The organism is Thermostichus lividus PCC 6715, assembly GCF_002754935.1.
In the GTDB taxonomy this organism is placed as follows: domain Bacteria; phylum Cyanobacteriota; class Cyanobacteriia; order Thermosynechococcales; family Thermosynechococcaceae; genus Thermosynechococcus; species Thermosynechococcus lividus.
The window spans coordinates 2,130,813-2,148,852 of record NZ_CP018092.1 but is presented as its reverse complement, the minus strand read 5'-3'; the positions used below and the strand labels follow the sequence as shown (position 1 = coordinate 2,148,852).

Sequence of the window (18,040 nt, the reverse complement as noted above, 5' to 3'; positions counted from 1 at the left end):
GGGGAGAAAGAGGCTAGTTCACTTATAGTAATTTTTACCATAATTGTCAAGGCGTTGCCACTCACTGGCGTAGTCTGCCAAGGAGGTCAGGAGAGTAACGGGTCGCCAGCGATCCACGCCAAAGCCAAGGGCGTGCTGGGGTTGCCATATTTGTAAGAGGTTAAAAATAGCCGTGCGGGCGATCGCCCCTTCCAGAGCGGAGGAAAACACCAATTGCGTCAAGGGCAGCCCTTGGGCCAGCAAGTGGTTTAACCGCGCTGGCGCACCGAATAGAGCGGGTTTGATGACGTACAGTCCCGGCCATTGCCGCGCGTGCCACTGCTGGAGTTGCCGCCAGCTCACCACACTTTCATCGAGGGCAACAGGAATTGCAAACCCTTGGGCTAACCTCTCTAGGCTCTCCCAGTCAGCGGCTGGCAAGGGTTGTTCCACCCATTCAATCCGCTCTACTGGCCATCGGTCTAGCCACCGTAACCACTGCACAGCGGTGTGCCAGTCCCAACTGCCATTGGCATCCAGCCGCAGCGTTACCCCAGCCGGCAGTTGTGCTAACAGCTCTGTAAGGATGGCCTGTTCGTGGGCTGGGGAATCCACCCCCACTTTCCACTTAAAGGTGCGGTAGCCCTGTTGCCACCCTAGGTGCCACTCCTGTAGTGCCCGGGAGCCATTGCTGAGCAACCCACACAGCGGCCAGTTCCCTAGGGTATAGGGTAAGCGGCCAACACTCTGCCAAGCGGTCGCAAACCCAAACTGGGCGGCGGGCAAGTCATCGGGAATGGCGGCAATGATCTCAGGGGTTAACTGGGGTGGCAGTTCCTGACAAAGGGCAATAGCTGCCCCTAGGGATTCTGTGCCCCACCTCGGCAGGGGGGCAATTTCGCCGTAGCCTATCTGACCCTGCTCATTTTGCAGCCGTAGGTAAATGCCTTGGCGCGATCGCCACACGCCTTGTGCGGTTGCTAGGGGTTCCCGTAACGGCTCAGTATAAACAAACCACTGCCACTGCACAGCGCTAGAAACTCTAGAATCTAGAAAATGAACTGAAGGTGTATTTGCCATTGTTCCTGCGGCGGACTCCGTACTTCAATCCCTCGCAAAAATTCACGAAAGTAAAACCGCTGCTCTGCCGCGGAAAGCTGGTACCAAAACTGGGGTTGGCTGAGGGTGACCACTAACTGTATCAGATTTCTGGGGGGAGTTGGGCTTGCTGATCCTGTAGCTGCGAGAGCTGTGCCTGCAATTTATAGCGGCGGAGTTGCGCCGTCTCGGCATCTAAAAGACCTATTGTTTCTAGGTCTTGCAATTGGTCAAGGTGCTGTTGGATTTGGCCGATGGCCTCTGGTAGGTGAGAGGGGGCTGCGCCAGTTGGGCGATCGCCGGCGGCAAGCACTGACAAATTTGCGCAATGACCGTTTCCAGTGCCCTCTGGTAGGGAATACTGCGGCATTTTGGCCGCTGGGGGCAGTGCAGGGGCCGCAGATAGCAGTACTGGGGTGCTTGGCGATAGCCACTCACTTGGATACGGCCAAAGCGGTGGTGGCATTGCCCACACACCACTAAGCCAGCAAGGGGGTGGGGGGCGCTAGCACTGCGGCGGGGCAACCCACGGTTACGCCGCAAGAGGCGATCCACTTGCGCTGCTTCATCCGCAGAGATCAGGGGAGTGTGGGTATTGCGGATAACCGTCTGGCCTTGGTAGCGCAGATGACCGCGATACACAGGATGCGTCAGCCAGCGCCGAGCCGTGGTAACGCTAATGGTTTTTTGATGGGCAGCCGCAATAAAGCGAACCGCCGCACTTAAGGAGCCGTACAGCAAAAAGTGCTCGACAAAATCTTTGACCACCACCGCCGCGGCGCGATCCACCACGTAATGGTCTTTACCACGCCGGTAGCCGTAGGGGGCACGTCCGGGGGGCGGCTGATGTTTGAGGCGATTGCGGGCATGGCCATGGCGTAGAGTTTGGCGATGGAGCTGCTCTTTGACGTGCTGCCAGAGGTTTAACAAGCGATCGGCAGGGACAGGGCGATCGCTCACGTAGCCCTCGGCCAAGGCAATGACCGTCACCCCTGCTGCTTCGAGGTGCTTGAGGCGATCGTTCACCTCAGGAATAGACGTGCCCAACACACTCAAGCTGGGCAGTAACCAATAGCCCGGTTGCAGGTGGGCAAGCAACTGCCGCAATTGGGGGCGATGGGGTTCCACATCCAAAACCCAGCGATCAATCTCGCTTCCCCACGGATATGCCTCTGGTAGGGGTTGCCAGAGGGGGTCAATGTACTCGTAGGCAATAATGACCACTGTTGGCAAGTACTACGACGTAAGCGCTCCTGTCGGTAGATGCAATGGCGGGGTGGGCATGGCCTCCGGCGGCAAACCATAAATTGAGTTGTAGAGGGCGTTGTAGGCCAACGCTGATTTTGTCCAGCTAAAGTCCTCGCGCATCCCTCGCTGTTGCAGTGCCTGCCACTCCGGCTTATAGCGGAACCCTTCCCACGCCCGCACTAAGCAGGTGTAAAAGTCGAGGGGTTCGTAGCGATCAAAGCAGTAGCCGGTGCCGGTTTTTGCCTCGGGATCGTGGTGGGATACGGTATCCACCAACCCGCCGGTGCGCCGGACAATTGGCACACAGCCGTAGCGCAGGGCAATCATCTGGGCAATACCGCACGGCTCAAAGCGGCTGGGCATGGTAAACGCATCGGAGCCAGCATAAATCCGCCGCGACAGCACATCGCTGTAGAGCAACTGAACGCTACAGCGACCAGGAAAGCGCGACGCGATCTGCCACATCTGGGTTTCGTAGTAGCGATCGCCGGTGCCGAGGAGCACAAACTGGCTATCGGTGTAGGCCAAGAAGCGATCCAGTACTTGCAGAAGTAAGTCCAGCCCCTTTTGCTCCACTAGGCGGGTGACCATCCCCACCAGAAATCGCCCCGCATTGACCTCTAACCCTAGCTCTTCTTGGAGGGCAATTTTGTTGGCTTTGCGCTTGTCTAGGGTATCCACCGAGAAGTTTTGTACCAAGGCGCGATCGCTACTGGGGTCAAACACCTCCGGATCAATCCCGTTCAGAATGCCCGACAGCTTACCACTAATAAACGAGAGCAGTCCTTCTAGCTTTTCACCGTACTCTGGGGTCTTAATTTGCTCAGCGTAGGTCGGCGAAACTGTATTGACGCGATCGGCGTACTGCACCGCTGCCGCCATTGTATTGTGCCCTTGCATGTACCATGGGCACCACGTCATTTGCTCGAGCCGCCACCGCCACGGCCCTTGGTAGGCGAGGTTATGGATGGTGAACACCGTCGTAATATCTGGGTCTTGGTGCATCCAAACCGGAATCATGCCCGTGTGCCAGTCATGGCAGTGAATAATCTGGGGTTTCCAGTAATTCCACGCAAACTCTGCCGCCCCATTGGCAAACAAGGTAAACCGCCAGTCCTCGTCTTCACCGTAATACACACGGCGGGGATTAAAGCTGGGATGGCCAAAGAGATACAGCGGCACGTCTGAACCGGGTAACACCGTTTCATAGACATGGAATGTTTGAAACATGGCAAAGCCAGTCCAAATAGGGTCTTTAGGAATCTCGATCTTATCGGGCAAAAAACCGTAGTAGGGCATAAAGATTCGCACATCATGACCCATCCGCCGTAATACTTTCGGCAGGGAACCAACAACATCCCCCATTCCCCCCACTTTCGCTAAGGGGGCAGCTTCGGCAGCAACAAATAAAATCCGCATGATCCTCCTGAACTTCTAGCGTGGGGTTCACCCTAGCGCAATGTAATTGCCGTTACCCTACCATACCTACGGGGCAATTTAGCGTAGGATCCCTCTAGACGGTTCTCATGCTCTTTTCATCTATGCCAGTTACGGAATCTTCCCTTGTCCAGCGGGTGAAAGCGGTTCACGAATGCGCTCGCCTATTGGCAAGCCTTGATGCTGCGGCTCGGAATCAGGCGCTAGAAGCTGTCGCGGTGGCGCTGGAGGCCGCAACCCCTGAGATTTTAGCGGCAAACCGCACTGACTGCGAACAGGCGCGAGCAAATGGTCTAACTCCCTCCCTTTACGCGCGCTTAGAACTCAGTCCTAGTAAATTGGCAGCCGCGATCGCCGGGGTGCGCCAAGTGGCGGCACTGCCGGATCCCCTAGGGCAACGGCAACTGCATCGCCAGTTAGATGATGGCCTCATTCTCAGTCGGGTTACCTGCCCCCTCGGTGTGCTGGGGGTAATCTTTGAAGCCCGCCCAGATGCGGTGATGCAAATTGCCGCACTGGCTATTAAATCGGGCAATGGCGCTATTCTCAAGGGGGGTCAGGAGGCGAGCCGCTCCTGCCAAGCCATTATGCAGGCGATTCAGCAGGGATTGGCAACCTCTGCGGTACCCGCCGGGGCGATCGCCCTGTTAATGCGCCGCGCCGAGATCACAGAGCTATTGCAGTTGGAGGAGTGGGTCGATCTGATCATTCCGCGGGGGTCGAACGAGTTTGTCCGCTACATTCAAAACAATACCCGTATTCCCGTCCTGGGTCATGCCGATGGCCTCTGCCATCTTTACGTGGATGTGGCCGCTGATCTCGACAAGGCGATCGCCATCACCGTAGATGCCAAAACCCAGTACCCCGCCGCCTGCAATGCCATTGAAACCCTACTGGTGCATCGTGGTATTGCCGATGAATTTTTACCCAAGGTTGCCGCCGCCCTGAGCCAAGCGGGGGTTGAATTGCGCGGCGATGCCCTTGCCTGCCACCTTGTGCCAATGACCTTGGCCAGCGAAGCTGATTGGACAACGGAATACTGCGACCTCATCCTTGCCATTAAAGTAGTGGCTAACCTAGAGGCCGCCCTCGAGCACATTGCCACCTATGGCTCTGGCCACACCGAAGCCATTGTCACCGAGAACCCTGCCACTGCCGAGCGTTTTTTACAGGATGTGGATGCCGCTAATGTGTTTCATAACTGCTCCACCCGCTTTGCGGATGGATTTCGCTATGGCTTTGGTGCTGAAGTGGGGATTAGCACCCATAAACTGCCGCCCCGTGGGCCTGTGGGTCTAGAGGGTCTGGTGACCTATAAATATCAACTGGTGGGGGATGGCCATATCGTTGCCAGTTATAGCGGTGACGGCGCAAAACCCTTTCAGCACCGCGACCTTTAACTATAAAAATAACTATGAAAAAAGGAGCCTCCTTGCGGACAGGCTCCTGATACTCTCGCTAGAGAACCCTTAGAAGGTAAAGGTGGTGCGCACCACCCCTAAGATGATGGGGGAATTGTTGCTGTTGCTGTTGGGGTTCACCAACGCAATGATCCCTGGGGTAATAGCAATGTTTGGCGAGACCCGATAGCGGTATAACCCTTCAATGTGGTAGGAATTAAATGCCGTCGAGGGGGCAAACCCACCAAACGTATTTCTGACATTGATCGTTTGCGGCGGCTGACCAAAGATAATCCCCAAGACATCCCCTTTGCTCAGCAGATCAGGCACAGCAGCACTAACCGCCCAGTTCAGCACCTCCGCATTTCTGGCACCTGCAACAAAATCAGCCTGATTTTGCACAATACGCACATCTGAGTACCCGACCCAACCAGCCACATTAAATTTCTGGATGGGGCGATAGGTGAACTGAAAGCCAAAGCTATCGGCGGCAGTATTGCGGTCATTGACCCCCGTGGGGTTGGCCGCAGACCCAGCAAAGCCACTGCTCCCCGTGCCTCCAGCAACGTTTGTGCCAAAGGATCGGACATAGGTGAAACCAAAGGCCATATTTTTTGCTGGCCGCAGGTCTAACTGAGCTAGGGCACCGTAGGCACCATTGAAGAAGCCATTGTCATTACCTAGGGCATTATTGGGGCCTGGAGGATTAACCGACCGATCAAACGGTAGATTAGCCCGTGGGGCTTGGTAGCTAAGGTTAAAGTCTATCCCCGTTCCTCGCTCTTTATTTTCAAGAATTTTGTAGCGCAGGGACAGACCCGCACCACCACCCGCAATGCGATAAATGGGATTAAAACGACCAAAGCGCGTCAGAGAACCGGTTTCATCGGATTGCAGTAGCGGGTTAAAGACAAACACGTTCTTATCAAAGTTACCCGCATTGGCATCAAAGGCCAGAAAGAGGCGATCGCCAAGGGGGGTGCGGTAATAGAGATCATCAACGCGAAAGGCACCTGCGGTATTGGTGTCGTAGGCTAGACGCGCCATGTTTGTGCCAGTAACCGCCTGATAGGCTGGCATATTAGCTGCCTGAAGTCGCACCCGCAACACGTCTTTCCCTGAAAAACTCGTATCAAAGTTAAAACGAGCGCGGTAGGTAACAACGGGATTGTCATTGATGCTGGGGCCACTCAGAGGTGCAGGAACGGCAAAAGTCCCCGATAGAACATCGGACACGCTGACCAGCACAGAACTACGCAGCACCGTCATCGTGGCAAACTGGGTGGCCTCTAGGTTGGCAACCCGGCCTTCTAGGTTGGTGACCCGACCCTTCACTAGCGCCAGTTCGTTGGCAAATTCCTGCATCAGTTTTTGCAGGGTGGCGAGGTCTTCCTTCGTCGCAAAGCGATCGCTGATTACATCCAAGCAAGCGTTTAAGGCAGCCGCTAGTTCATAACGGGTGGCGGCGCGGTTCCCACGGAAGGTGCCATCCGGATAGCCCGCAATGCAACCGTATTTTTCGACCAAGGAGGCTAAGGCTTGATAGGCCCAGTCGGTCGGGCGCACATCCGACAACTGGTTGACCGAGGTCACCTGGGGTAAGTTGCGGCGAATGCCAAGGCTCTGATCTTGAGGCTGCGATGGAGTGGGAAGGACTGCACCAGAGTCTAGCTCTGCCACCGAGGGCACGGGAGCCGCCGGGCGCCGATTTTGGGCAATCACTGTCACAGGCTCAGGAACCTGTTGATTATTAGTCTCAAAATATTCTGCTGAATTTGGTGACACACTTTCTAAAGTGTGTTGCAATTTATTAGCAGCTAGTGCGGGCAATGTCCAACTGACTGGAACCACTGCCAGCCCTAGACAAGCCCATAACGGTCGTGCCATAACTCACTCCTCAACTGATGATTTTGTTGGATCTAGCAACCTCAAAGACACTTTTTAAGGGGATTTTGGCCAAACAGGCAGTATCTGCCTCCCTAGGTTGGCAGCAGCAAGAGACTGCCCCTTGACCAATGAAAGCAAGGAGATGATTCGCAGCAAGTTCATTGAGGATAAACAGAGTAATTCTGTTCTTTGCTGTCCCTAGTGTTGATCAAATGCAAATAAAAGTCAACTAATTATTGATCTATTTGTGCCAGTCAATTAGGCGACACACCCATGGCATCCCTTGGTATGCTGTGGGAAGTAATTCTTACTGCCGTTGCTGACCCCGCTTGGCGATGTCCTACTCATTGCGTGTTACCGATCTACCCACGGGCGATCGCCCCCGCGAGAAACTCTTGAGTCATGGCTCTCGCCACCTGAGTTCCGCTGAATTGCTGGCCATTCTATTGGGCACCGGTCAAGGTCCGGGTAAACTCTCTGCTATCGGCTTGGGGCAGTTTATTCTCAAGCACCTAGCGCAGAATAGTAGTGAAGGAACCGATGCCGTCAGTGGGCTGCGGGACATCACCCCCGAAGAGCTCATGGCAATCCCTGGAGTGGGCCCGGCCAAAGCAACGACCATTTTGGCCGCCGTTGAGCTAGGAAAACGCGTCTTTCAATCGCGGCCTAGTGAGCAAACCCTGATTAACGATCCGGCGCTGGCTGCTGCCGTCCTTAGTGCTGACTTAATGTGGCAGGCCACGGAGCGCTTTGCTGTGCTCTTGCTAGACGTGCGGCATCGTCTGCTCGGCAGTCATGTGATCAGTGTCGGGACGGCAACCGAGACCCTTGCCCATCCCCGCGAAATTTTTCGGGAGGCCGTTCGCCGTAATGCGAGTCGGCTGATTATGGCGCACAACCATCCCTCTGGGAATCTAGAGGCAAGTCAGGCAGATCTTGAGCTAACGAAGCAGATGTTGCAAGCAGGCCAACTCATGGGGATTCCGGTGCTGGATCACCTGATTCTGGGGAATGGTGACTACCACAGCTTGCGAGAAAGCACCCAATTGTGGCAGCAATATCCCCAAGGGGATACCCCCTAGGCGGATCCGCCCTTTGCTGTTGTATTTGCTAAGAGCGTAGAGTAGAACCAAGAGCGTCTAACCTACGTCAGCTAGGGTAGCCCTGTCACTGGAGACCACCATGCTCAGCCTCCCGTTTGTGTCTGTGTTGGCAACAGTGCACTACTCCACCCACATGGTGGATCAAACACAGGTGTATATGGTGGCTGCCCCCATGGCTGAGTACGCGGTGGTCATGACCGAAGCCACCCCAGGTCGCCAAGATACCTCCCTCGAAACCACTGCTGCCTTTGCCCGGCGCACTGGCGCAGTAGTGGCGATGAACACGAACTTTTTTCGGTGGCTGGAGACTCGTTCCCTCAGCTCATGGCGGGACTATCAAGCGTGGGTAATGGGGCAGGTAACCCCTAACGGTATTGGCTATAGCGCTCTGCGCGAAACCTGCTTGACAGGACGGGGGAGTATTCCAGCAGGGGTCTTGGGGGCCTATGTGGTCAATGGCAAGGTGGTACGTCCCTACGAGGGCGGCTATCCAGCCCTTGTTCACTTTCCTGCCGCAGGGGGAATGGAATTCTATCGGGGGAAGTTGCCCCGCAATCCCTTTAATGTTGTCAGTGGTTCCCAGCAGCTCTTAGAGCAGGGCAATAAACTGCCGGTAAATGCTAGCGATCGCACCTCTCCCAAGGCCATTTTGGGACGACGCAGCAATGAATATGTCTTTGTTGTCAGTGATGGTCGAGGAAATGGCGGCTCAGTGGGGCTTTCGTTCCTCCAACTACAGGAGTTTTTACTCCAGCAGGGGGTCACCGATGCCACGGCGGTGGATGGCGGTGAGTCAGCCACGCTAGTGGTGGAAGGCGCCGTCAAAAACTATCCCAACGATCGGTTCTGTGCCTTGGCTCGGGTTCTACCGGCACCGACTCTTTCCTTTGTGAACCCCCAGGAGCAGGCACGGGAAGCGGCAATGGTCATGGGGCGATCGCTACGACCCACTGGCGCAAACATTGGCCTGGTGCCACGTAACCACGCCCAAGGGATGCCGGTGATCTCCTTGTGGGAGCGGCTGCGCAGTCGGGGATGGTGGAGCAAGATCATGGTGCGGCTGCGGGCGTGGCGCAATTGGGTATAGCCCCTTAGGAATCCCAACCACATTTTGTTAAAATCCTAATGTTGCTTTGACGTAGGGATTGGATCGGACGCCATGATGCACTCGCTGTCTGCTTACTCATTGTTGTTGACCATTACCCCTTCGCTGAAAGGATTCTTCATTGGCCTGTTGGCGGGGGCAATTGTGCTGGGGGCTGCCTTTGGTGCACTATTGATTTTTAGCCAAGTGGATAAAGTCCAGCGCTCCTAGGCGAGACATTGCGCCGTCTGCGCCGCGCACAAGATACCTAGCGCTATTCGTTAAAATAAGGGTCATAGTCTAATCATTAGGCTATGGCTCTGTGCCCTACCTTGCCCCTTCGCCCTCCGGCTGGAATGACACACGTTTTCTTTTCCCCGCTCCTTGGCCAAATTGTTAATGTTGGACTCGGCCCTGCTGGCATTCTGGGCATCGGTTTGGCAGTTGCAGGGGCACTCCTATACTTCCTGCGCTCAATTCAGCCAGAGTTAGCCCGGGATCACGATATCTTCTTTGCTGCGGTGGCGTTGCTGTGTGGCGGCATTCTCTTTTTTCAGGGGTGGCGGCTCGATCCCATTCTGTTGTTTGGTCAATTTTTACTCACGGGAACCGCTGCGTTCTTTGCCTACGAAAGTATTCGCCTGCGGCGCGCTGCCACGGAACAGGCACGGCGCAACACCCCCATCGTGGATGAAGAACGGCCAGTGAGTCGTAGCTACAGCTATCGGGCAGAATTAGAAGAGCTTGAACCCTACGATGACGAGGAGGAAGACGACTATCCCCCTGTTCGGCGTATTCGTGGTAGCCGGGACGCTGCTCGCTCTCGCTACGACGAGGACGACGAGTTTGACGATAGCCCACCCGTGGGTCGGTTGCCCTCGCGCCGCAGTAGTTCTAGCTCCCGTCCTGCCTCACCGCCAGAGCGATCGGTGCGCCGTCCCCCCTCCCGTCGCCCCCGCCCTGCACCCCCTATCTCCCCTGTGGATGATATTGTGGATGAACCCTACCGTCCACCATCTCGTCCGCCAAGTCAGCGCCCCCCCACGACCCCTTCCCCAGAAACGACCGATCGCCCACGGCGGCGGCGTCCTCCCCGTCCGCGTCCCGACGTAACCAATGACGGTAGCGAGTACGTGCCTTACCAGCCCATCGATCGCCCCCCGGTGGATGAGCAGGATAACTCAGCTAATTTTGATGACGATAAATAGCGCCACGCTAGAGCCAAACAACGATAGTTCTGTGTAGGGTAGAGCAAATGACTGATAAAGGCGGTAAAGGATGCGCAGGGGTTTACTCGTTCCACTCATTGGGTTGACCGTATTACTCGGTGCCGGGCACAGCCAGAGTTGGGCAGCACCCACTGCTCAGGCGACTACTGCTGTTCCCGAGAGTGTGCAAGCGGTGGTGACAGGTCTAGATAGTGCCGCCAGTCAAAAAAATATTGACGCGGTGATGGCCTTTTATGACCCGAGCTTCAGTACGCCAGACGGTCTAACAGCTCAAATTTTGCGGCAGCAGTTGCCTTTGTTTTGGCAGCCCTACGCTGAAATCCGCTACAGTACCCGTGTGGATCGCTGGCAGCAGCAAGGAGAGGATTGGGTTGTGGAGGTGACCACCACTATTGACGGCAAGGGCGGCTCTGGCGATCGCCCCCAAACGATTCGTGGCACCCTCCAAGCCACCCAGACCATCCGAAATGGCAAAATCCTGCGTCAAGACATTACCAGCGAAAAGACCACCATTAGCATTGGCAGTACGCCGCCCACAGTGCAGTTTTCACTACCGCAGCAGGTACGTCCCGGAGAAGACTTTACCCTCGATGCCATTGTGCAGGAACCTATCGGCAATGCCATTTTGCTGGGGGCTGCCAGCGATCAGCCCATTAATGCCCAAACCTACACAAATCCTGGGCCAGTCAAGCTTGAGTTACTGGCGGCGGGGGGAATTTTCAAAGTTGGCCGCGCCCCTCAGCAGCCGGGCAATCGCTGGATTTCCGTGGCTCTAATCCGTGACACTGGCATGGTACTCATTACGCAACGGTTGCGGGTGGGCAATCCTTGATATCGACGCCTCTTGCTAAGACGGAACCGGACGGCGAATCTCATGAGTGAGATTGCAAGCACACCAACGCCTGAGCACCAAGAGCCTGTGGTGCCGGATCTGACCGAGACTCCAGACACGTTTGCGGGACTCGAGCCAGCCCAACTGCCTGAGATTGGCCTTGAGTACGCTCAAGAATGCTTGAAAATGACGTTACCCGCTCACTTGGAATGGGTGGATCTATGGCCGCAGATCCAGATTCGCCTAGATTCCCAAGAACCACTCTGGGCTGGGATGCTAGCGGTGGAGTGTCACTGTGGCCAGCGGCTGATGGATCAAAGCCAGATTCAACAATTGGCGGAGGCTCTTGGGGAGAAGCGCTTGCAACTGGTGCAAGTGATAACAGAGCGGCGGCAAACGGCGATCGCTGCGGCGACCCTCGGTTACAGCGTTCAGCAAGGCGCTCCGCCGGTTCCCCCTCTAATTGCAGCAACGACTGACGAGGAGGCTGCTGTCAGTCCCCTCTACCTGAAAACGACTCTGCGCTCAGGTATGGAAATTTGCCACGGTGCCAGTGTCATCGTGCTTGGCGATGTCAATGCGGGGGCGAGTGTAATTGCTGCGGGTGATATTATTATCTGGGGTCGTCTGCGAGGGGTTGCCCATGCGGGGGCAAAGGGAAATAGCAGGGCGTGGATTATGACCCTAGAGATGGCGGCAACGCAGCTGCGGATTGCTGACTTTGTCGCGCGCACCCCTGAGCCGCCCAGTCCACCCTATCCTGAAGTGGCCTATGCAACAGACCAAGGGATTCAAATTGCCCCTGCCCTTCATATGTTGCGCTCTAGTGCATTCCATGCCACAGACCTAGGCTAAACTGGAAGCAGTGGCTCCATATATAACATTCCTTGCGGGAAGTCCCTAGGTGAAGTCTGGGGAGTTTCGGAGGTGTGGATGACTCCATGGCAAACATTACGCCGCAATCCCCTAGTGATATTTGGCTTAGGGGTTTTAGTGGCGTTTTACCTGTTAGCGATCGCCGCTGATTTTGTTGCTCCCTATAACCCCTACGCCTTCCAAGAGGATGGTGCCCTTTTGCCACCGACCCGAATTTACTGGCGATCGCCGGCGGGGGAATGGCTCGGTCCCCACGTCTATCCCACCCGCTTGGGGCCTGTCAGTTTGGAAACAGGAGAGCGTCCCCTCATTGTGGATCGACAAGCCCCCTCCCCCATCCGTCTCTTTGTCAAGGGCAGTCCCTACCGCTTTTTAGAGCTGACCCTGCCGTTGCCTACCCGCTGGAGCCTTACCAATCCAGCCATTGAGCCGCGTACCATTTTTGCAGGCTTCCCTAGCGATCGCCACTTGTTTGGAACGATCGGGGCTGGCTATTGGAATATTCTGGGCACGGATGACCAAGGGCGAGATCAGTTCAGCCGTCTTTTGTTTGGGGCGCGCATCAGCCTCAGTATTGGTTTAGTGGGGGTGGCGATCGCCTTCCCCATCGGCATTTTAGTCGGGGCAATCTCTGGGTATTTTGGTGGCTGGTTAGATGCTATCCTGATGCGCGGCGTGGAAGTCCTGATGACCTTACCCACGATCTATCTGCTGGTGGCCTTGGCCGCCGTGCTTCCCCCAGGACTCAGTAGCGCCGAGCGGTTTTTACTGATTACCATTATCACCTCCTTTGTGAGCTGGGCTGGCCTAGCGCGGGTGATTCGCGGTCAGGTACTAGGGCTAAAAGCAATGGGCTTTGTGCAAGCAGCTCAGGTCATGGGCGGGCGATCGCTTTACATTATTGTTCGCCACATTATCCCGCAGACCGCCACCTATGTGATTATTGCTGCCACCCTGTCTATCCCCAGTTTTATTGTGGCTGAGTCTGTCCTGAGCTTAATTGGCTTAGGCATTCAGCAGCCGGATCCCTCCTGGGGAAATATGCTCTCCTTGGCAACCAATGCCTCGATTTTGGTGTTACAGCCGTGGCTAGTATGGTCACCCGCAAGCCTGATTATCATCACCGTTCTTTGCTTTAACCTCGTTGGTGATGGCCTCAGAGATGCCCTGGATCAGTAATCACGCCATCTCCTCTGATCAGCCTTGGGGGAGCACCCGCCGACTGCGCCGCTGAATTTCTTCGCGGATTCCCCGTGGTAGCTGTTGCTCTTTAGCCAGTGCCTGCTGAAAGTAGTGCCGACTTTGGGTCGTGTCACCGCTGGCCATCAAAATCTGTGCCTTTAGATATAACAGTTCCGGGTTGTTGGGAGCTGCCGCCAAGGCCTGATTCACCGCATCCAAGGCCGCTGACCATTGACGACGATCGCGGTAAACTAGTGCTAGCCCCCGATACCGCAGATAGGAAGGAGCGGCATAGGTTTGTAGGGTTTCAATGGCGCGATCCATACTCACAAACCCCACATTGCTGGCAATGCCCCATTCCATAAAGCCACGGATGAGGTTTAGCTCTGGGTCTTGGGGGTTAACAGCCTGAGCACGGTTAATGTGATCTAGTACCCGCTGCACCCGTAACAGGGCGGCTGAAGCCCCCAGCACCGGCCCCGAGCCGGCATCGGAAATTTCATAGCCAGCAATTAGAAAATGCCCCACCGCTTGGTAGAGATTGCCCCGCAGTGGATCACGACTGGTCAAGGTTTGGGCAACCCGCAGGGTATCTTCGGCATAGCGCTTGTAGGCAGCCCAATCCTCATTGAGGTAGGCAATGGTGGCGGCTAAGGCGAGGGTGAGGGGTTCTTGGCGATCGCGCTCAAGGGCAGCAGGCAAGAGTTCTTTACCTTTCACATAGTTGCCATCGCGGAAGAGGGCTAAAAAAACCGCCTCGGTTTGCTCGGAGATAGGGCGTGCTTGAGTGCCACTGCGGAACGGATCACCAGCTAGCGCCGCTGTACTGAGTACCCAAGGGGCGATCGCCCCACTAAGATAAAGAGCAAGACGTTGCCATAACCGCTGTTTGCGTATTGGTTGTACCATTATTCCCTCCGGAGTCTGCATCTTGTTTACTATTCGCCATCTCAGCTATCATCCTGCGGCTACACCACAGCCCATCTTAAGCGATGTCAACTTAGACTTAGACATGGGCGAATTAGGACTCATTATCGGCTCGAGTGGTTCCGGCAAAACCACGTTACTAGAAATTTTAGCGGGCTTAGCCCACCCAAGTCGGGGGGTGATTCAGTGGCACGAGCAGGTACTCACGCCTGAGCAGTTACAGCAGTTGGCAGGATTAGTGTTTCAGTTCCCCGATCGCTATTTTTGCGGCAGCACCCTTCTTGAAGAACTCCGCTTTGGCCATCCCGAGATTCCCTATGAGAACGTGTATCGCGCCCTTGCAGATGTTGGCCTCGATCACTTGCCCTTGCACACTCGCCCCGAGTCTCTCAGTGGGGGGCAACAGCGCCGCCTTGCCCTCGCTGTGCAACTCATCCGCCAACCCTACCTGCTGCTGCTCGATGAACCCACCGCTGGCTTAGATTGGTCAATGCGCCAGCAACTGGTACAGGTGCTGTGCCGCCTCAAGGAGCATTGGAGCTTATTAGTGGTGACCCACGAGGCCACGGAATTGCAGGAGATTAGCGATCGCTGTTGGCAACTTGAAGACGGCTGCCTTGTTCCCATCAGTTCGCCTGTGTTGCTTTAGTGTCTTCAATCTCTGAAGCCTGCTCAGCAGTTGGTTCTAGCTTGAATGCCCACGTCATGTTTAGCATCAAACCAGTATCGCCTAAGACATGTCTGCCTATTTCCTAGATGCCCTTCATTGCTCCCTCTAATCACCCGTTGCTATGCCTGCGGCACGCTACGCGAACAGCACCCCCAAGCCTCAACGGCTATGGGCAGCGCACTGCGATGAATCTTGGTAGGGCAGCCACCGCTATCCGTATCGTTTGACACTCCCACCGACTAAAGTCGGGGGATTCTTACGCAGTTCACAAACGAACTCGTAAAGGCGTGAGCAAACCACCCCTACACAGTTCCTTGAGGCAAAGCCCCAAAGTTCTGCTTACTTTTGGGTTTTCTGGCTACTACCTGTCGGGTTTTGCACCAACTTTAGGTAGTTCTATTATACCAAAGCAACTAAAGTTGCTTGAGGGCTTTTCCACCCCGTACTAAAGTACGGGGCTACCAAGCTATCCTTCTGTGTGTGTGCCTTACCGCTAAAATTGCTATATCACGTGGATGTAAACTACTCCCAGCTAAAGCAGGGAGCTTTTAGTAGCCCTGCAGTTAGCAAGCCAACCACGAGCCTCTGGGGTGGTTTACAGCACCCCCAATCGACCGTTACCAGTGCCCTGAACAGCTGTTTCTGGTGTCCGCACTACAATTATAACCTAAAGCAACTAAAGTTGCTAAAGGAGCTTTCCTCCCCGTACTGAAGTACGGGGCTTCCAGCCCTACCCGATGTGAACTAGAGATTAAAGCCATCGGGGCGCTTGTAAACCGTCCTGTAGGCTTCTAGTTCTCTGGCAAGATGACTGAAGTGCTGTTGCAAGCCCCTACTCTCTGTGTTAGGCAGGTTACGCAAATGTTCCTAGCAGTTGCAGACAGTGATGGCTGAGCCTCATTCCTTCTCTCAGATTAAGCGAGACATCCGATCCCCGTCGGGGGGAAGTGGTTCGGTGCGGAGACCCCTCGAACCCTTCTGTTACTCCTCAGTGATCTTCTTGCCCTTGTGCTCGCTTGGAAAATTGGGTTGCAACTGAATCGTCTCTATGCCCCCATTCCACCGGAACTGGTCTGGTGGCAGTTTCTGGGGCTTCCCAGCATTTTCTGGGTGTTGGCAGCGGCACTGTTGCTACTGGTGGCGCTGAGTGGCCTGTACCATCCCCATGGCCATTGGAAAAACTATTTGCGATTGGCCAAAGTAGTGAGCTTGGGGTATCTGCTGATTTTGGCGATCGGCTACTTTTACGATCCCAAGTTGGACTTGCCCCGGTCTCTTTTTTTTAGCGCGTGGGGCATGAGTGTTGTGTTTGCTGTGGGTCTGCGCCTAGTGGTTAGCCTTATGTTTAAGGTATTGCGTTCACGGCAACAGGTGCGAGTCTTCTTAATTGCGCCGGAGCACCGCCAAGACGTGCTAAGCAAGATGCTACAGCGCAAGGAAAATTACAGGATTGTCGGTATGGCCGCTGCGGCGACGGCACACGATGCTGAGACGCTGCAACAGATTCTTGATAGTCACGCCCAAGAAGTGGTGGTGGAGGGGCTACCACCTACCCACTTGGCCTCAACACTGTACTGGCAACTACGGCAGTATGGTATTCCGCTGCGGCTGGTTCCCTCTAGCCTAGAAATGCTCTACCGCCGTGGCACGCCAGAAATTGTGGCGGCGTTGCCCACCCTGCGGGTCGATATGACCTACCTCAATGGCTGGGAATACCGCCTCAAGCGCTACCTCGATGTTGTCCTTGCCTTGGTAGGGGTGTTGCTGCTGGCTCCCTTATTCATAGGGGTGGCGATCGCCATTAAGCTGACATCTCCAGGGCCTGTGTTTTTTCGCCAAGAGCGGGTAGGCTTGCACGGTCGTGTCTTTCAAATGTGGAAGTTTCGCACTATGCGTGCCGATGCTGCCAAGCTTCAGGCAGAACTAGAAGCCCAAAACGAATCGGCGGATGGAGTGCTCTTCAAGCTCAAAAACGATCCCCGCCGCACTCCTTTAGGGGCATTTCTGCGCAAAACCAGCATTGATGAGTTGCCACAACTGTTTAACGTTCTCTGGGGCGACATGAGTTTAGTGGGGCCGCGCCCTCTGCCGTTGCGGGATGTGGCTCGTTTTAACTCGTGGCACCACATTCGTCACCACGTTATACCCGGTATTACTGGGCTGTGGCAAATTTCTGGGCGCTCTCACATTGGTCACTTTGATGAGGCTGCCCGCCTCGACCTGTACTACATCGACAACTGGTCACTGAACCTTGATCTTGAAATCTTGGTGGAAACCGTGCGCATTGTGCTGTTTGGTGAAGGTGCCTATTAGGCCACCCCTCAAATTAAATGCTTTCTTTGGGACGCATCCCTAAGCCAACGCTGGACAAGATGATCAGCTTTGCCATACGTCCCAGTGAAGTACCACAGGTGAGGAACGGGACTGGTGCGATTTGAACGCACGGCCTAGCGCTTAGGAGGCGCTCGCTCTATCCTGCTGAGCTACAGCCCCAGTTTTTCTATGGTATCGATTTTTGCTTGATACCAATAACCCCAGCTCTAGGTTCCAAAAACTAGTGCCAGTCAAATACTCAATAGCACAAATAAGTAACGAATAATCTTCTTAAGAGAGTAAAAGGCGTGATTCGCCAGATATTAGCCAGATGTTAGTACCTACTAGTACCTATTCGATCATATAGCCGCTCAGGAAATGGTGGTTCAGCCCCACAGCCCCTACTTGATTCTGGCAACGAAGCAAGGTGAAGCAGGAGGTCAGCCCCACATCCTGTAGCCTAGGCAGCGCGTTTGACAAGGGAGCGAATGACGTTATCTTTCATCATTAGCAGCCGCGAGGCTTGCAGCAGTAGCTCACGGGTTTGCTGAAGACTCATGGCACCGACCTGCTCCTCCATCACTCGCATTTGGAACTCCTGCTCGAAGCTGAGATCAACGTTCAGCTCTGGGAATCGTTGTTCCATAGGACGTAACTCCTTACTCCATTAAACATGGTATGTGCATGTTAAAAAATATAACAAACACATTGACAAAGTTGCCACTCAATGAATAGCATCCTCTTCCTGAAGAAAGTGTCCAAGATGAACAGTTTC

The 18,040-nt window shown here is 54.9% G+C and carries 17 protein-coding genes and 1 tRNA gene; 10 read left to right on the top strand and 8 right to left on the bottom strand.

What is annotated here, in order from left to right:
* Nucleotides 1-18: 18 nt before the first annotated feature.
* The 4 genes from BRW62_RS10470 to glgA form a co-directional block, all read right to left on the bottom strand.
* Nucleotides 19-1,008 carry an o-succinylbenzoate synthase gene (locus BRW62_RS10470; RefSeq protein WP_099799376.1) on the bottom strand — a complete coding sequence of 330 codons (990 nt, stop codon included), beginning with the start codon at nucleotides 1,006-1,008 and terminating at the stop codon, nucleotides 19-21.
* 20 nt (nucleotides 1,009-1,028) lie between these two features.
* Nucleotides 1,029-1,172 carry a hypothetical protein gene (locus BRW62_RS14100; RefSeq protein ID WP_227517372.1) on the bottom strand — a complete coding sequence of 48 codons (144 nt, stop codon included), beginning with the start codon at nucleotides 1,170-1,172 and terminating at the stop codon, nucleotides 1,029-1,031.
* A gap of 118 nt (nucleotides 1,173-1,290) precedes the next feature.
* Entirely contained in the window at nucleotides 1,291-2,301 is a 1,011-nt protein-coding gene (locus BRW62_RS10465; RefSeq protein ID WP_227517680.1) for a recombinase family protein, read from the bottom strand.
* A 12-nt stretch (nucleotides 2,302-2,313) separates the two neighbouring features.
* Complete coding sequence (gene glgA / locus BRW62_RS10460; protein ID WP_099799375.1) at nucleotides 2,314-3,744, bottom strand: glycogen synthase GlgA; 1,431 nt, start codon at nucleotides 3,742-3,744, stop codon at nucleotides 2,314-2,316.
* 122 nt (nucleotides 3,745-3,866) lie between these two features.
* Between glgA and BRW62_RS10455 the strand changes: the two genes are divergently transcribed.
* Nucleotides 3,867-5,162: a glutamate-5-semialdehyde dehydrogenase gene (locus BRW62_RS10455; RefSeq protein ID WP_198406013.1), complete on the top strand. Its 1,296-nt coding sequence runs from the start codon at nucleotides 3,867-3,869 to the stop codon at nucleotides 5,160-5,162.
* 69 nt (nucleotides 5,163-5,231) lie between these two features.
* Here the strand turns inward: BRW62_RS10455 and BRW62_RS10450 are convergent, their stop codons facing one another.
* On the bottom strand, nucleotides 5,232-7,049 hold the full coding sequence (locus BRW62_RS10450; RefSeq protein WP_099799373.1) for an iron uptake porin: 1,818 nt from the start codon (nucleotides 7,047-7,049) through the stop codon (nucleotides 5,232-5,234).
* 335 nt (nucleotides 7,050-7,384) lie between these two features.
* Between BRW62_RS10450 and radC the strand changes: the two genes are divergently transcribed.
* From radC to BRW62_RS10415, 7 genes are all read left to right on the top strand, one after another.
* Nucleotides 7,385-8,131: a RadC family protein gene (radC, locus tag BRW62_RS10445; RefSeq protein ID WP_099799372.1), complete on the top strand. Its 747-nt coding sequence runs from the start codon at nucleotides 7,385-7,387 to the stop codon at nucleotides 8,129-8,131.
* 100 nt (nucleotides 8,132-8,231) lie between these two features.
* Nucleotides 8,232-9,239 (top strand): phosphodiester glycosidase family protein, encoded by a 1,008-nt coding sequence (locus BRW62_RS10440; RefSeq protein ID WP_099799371.1) that lies wholly within the window; start codon nucleotides 8,232-8,234, stop codon nucleotides 9,237-9,239.
* A gap of 72 nt (nucleotides 9,240-9,311) precedes the next feature.
* Nucleotides 9,312-9,467, top strand: coding sequence for a photosystem II reaction center X protein (locus BRW62_RS10435; protein WP_227517371.1), 156 nt, complete (start codon nucleotides 9,312-9,314; stop codon nucleotides 9,465-9,467).
* Nucleotides 9,468-9,592: 125 nt separating this feature from the next.
* Nucleotides 9,593-10,444, top strand: a complete 852-nt coding sequence (locus tag BRW62_RS10430) for a Ycf66 family protein (protein ID WP_099799927.1) — start codon at nucleotides 9,593-9,595, stop codon at nucleotides 10,442-10,444.
* Between the two features lie 70 nt (nucleotides 10,445-10,514).
* Nucleotides 10,515-11,297, top strand: coding sequence for a nuclear transport factor 2 family protein (locus BRW62_RS10425; RefSeq protein ID WP_099799370.1), 783 nt, complete (start codon nucleotides 10,515-10,517; stop codon nucleotides 11,295-11,297).
* A gap of 42 nt (nucleotides 11,298-11,339) precedes the next feature.
* Nucleotides 11,340-12,152: a septum site-determining protein MinC gene (gene minC / locus BRW62_RS10420; RefSeq protein ID WP_099799369.1), complete on the top strand. Its 813-nt coding sequence runs from the start codon at nucleotides 11,340-11,342 to the stop codon at nucleotides 12,150-12,152.
* Between the two features lie 78 nt (nucleotides 12,153-12,230).
* Nucleotides 12,231-13,352, top strand: a complete 1,122-nt coding sequence (locus BRW62_RS10415; RefSeq protein WP_099799368.1) for an ABC transporter permease — start codon at nucleotides 12,231-12,233, stop codon at nucleotides 13,350-13,352.
* A gap of 18 nt (nucleotides 13,353-13,370) precedes the next feature.
* On the opposite strand, the gene BRW62_RS10410 is transcribed toward BRW62_RS10415, so the two are convergent.
* Nucleotides 13,371-14,264, bottom strand: a complete 894-nt coding sequence (locus BRW62_RS10410) for a Sll0314/Alr1548 family TPR repeat-containing protein (protein ID WP_227517370.1) — start codon at nucleotides 14,262-14,264, stop codon at nucleotides 13,371-13,373.
* A 22-nt stretch (nucleotides 14,265-14,286) separates the two neighbouring features.
* On the opposite strand from BRW62_RS10410, the gene BRW62_RS10405 reads away from it, so the two are divergent.
* Together BRW62_RS10405 and BRW62_RS10400 are read left to right on the top strand one after the other, a co-directional pair.
* Nucleotides 14,287-14,931, top strand: a complete 645-nt coding sequence (locus tag BRW62_RS10405) for an ABC transporter ATP-binding protein (protein ID WP_099799366.1) — start codon at nucleotides 14,287-14,289, stop codon at nucleotides 14,929-14,931.
* Between the two features lie 1,029 nt (nucleotides 14,932-15,960).
* The gene (locus BRW62_RS10400) at nucleotides 15,961-17,265 is read left to right on the top strand and encodes a sugar transferase (RefSeq protein ID WP_237269100.1); all 1,305 of its coding nucleotides are present in this window, start codon (nucleotides 15,961-15,963) and stop codon (nucleotides 17,263-17,265) included.
* A gap of 106 nt (nucleotides 17,266-17,371) precedes the next feature.
* Here BRW62_RS10400 and BRW62_RS10395 read toward each other — a convergent pair.
* Nucleotides 17,372-17,445, bottom strand: a tRNA-Arg gene (locus BRW62_RS10395).
* A 280-nt stretch (nucleotides 17,446-17,725) separates the two neighbouring features.
* Nucleotides 17,726-17,911, bottom strand: coding sequence for an NblA/ycf18 family protein (locus BRW62_RS10390; RefSeq protein ID WP_099799364.1), 186 nt, complete (start codon nucleotides 17,909-17,911; stop codon nucleotides 17,726-17,728).
* Between the last annotated feature and the right edge of the window lie 129 nt (nucleotides 17,912-18,040).

Bases quoted from the DNA above. Each gene is read 5' to 3' on its own strand.
- BRW62_RS10410 (WP_227517370.1), bottom strand. From the start codon at position 14,264: ATGGTACAACCAATACGCAAACAGCGGTTATGGCAACGTCTTGCTCTT.
- glgA (WP_099799375.1), bottom strand. From the start codon at position 3,744: ATGCGGATTTTATTTGTTGCTGCCGAAGCTGCCCCCTTAGCGAAAGTG.
- BRW62_RS10390 (WP_099799364.1), bottom strand. From the start codon at position 17,911: ATGGAACAACGATTCCCAGAGCTGAACGTTGATCTCAGCTTCGAGCAG.
- BRW62_RS10415 (WP_099799368.1), top strand. From the start codon at position 12,231: ATGACTCCATGGCAAACATTACGCCGCAATCCCCTAGTGATATTTGGC.
- BRW62_RS10435 (WP_227517371.1), top strand. From the start codon at position 9,312: ATGATGCACTCGCTGTCTGCTTACTCATTGTTGTTGACCATTACCCCT.
- BRW62_RS10450 (WP_099799373.1), bottom strand. From the start codon at position 7,049: ATGGCACGACCGTTATGGGCTTGTCTAGGGCTGGCAGTGGTTCCAGTC.
- radC (WP_099799372.1), top strand. From the start codon at position 7,385: ATGTCCTACTCATTGCGTGTTACCGATCTACCCACGGGCGATCGCCCC.
- minC (WP_099799369.1), top strand. From the start codon at position 11,340: ATGAGTGAGATTGCAAGCACACCAACGCCTGAGCACCAAGAGCCTGTG.
- BRW62_RS10430 (WP_099799927.1), top strand. From the start codon at position 9,593: ATGACACACGTTTTCTTTTCCCCGCTCCTTGGCCAAATTGTTAATGTT.
- BRW62_RS10455 (WP_198406013.1), top strand. From the start codon at position 3,867: ATGCCAGTTACGGAATCTTCCCTTGTCCAGCGGGTGAAAGCGGTTCAC.
- BRW62_RS10425 (WP_099799370.1), top strand. From the start codon at position 10,515: ATGCGCAGGGGTTTACTCGTTCCACTCATTGGGTTGACCGTATTACTC.
- BRW62_RS10440 (WP_099799371.1), top strand. From the start codon at position 8,232: ATGCTCAGCCTCCCGTTTGTGTCTGTGTTGGCAACAGTGCACTACTCC.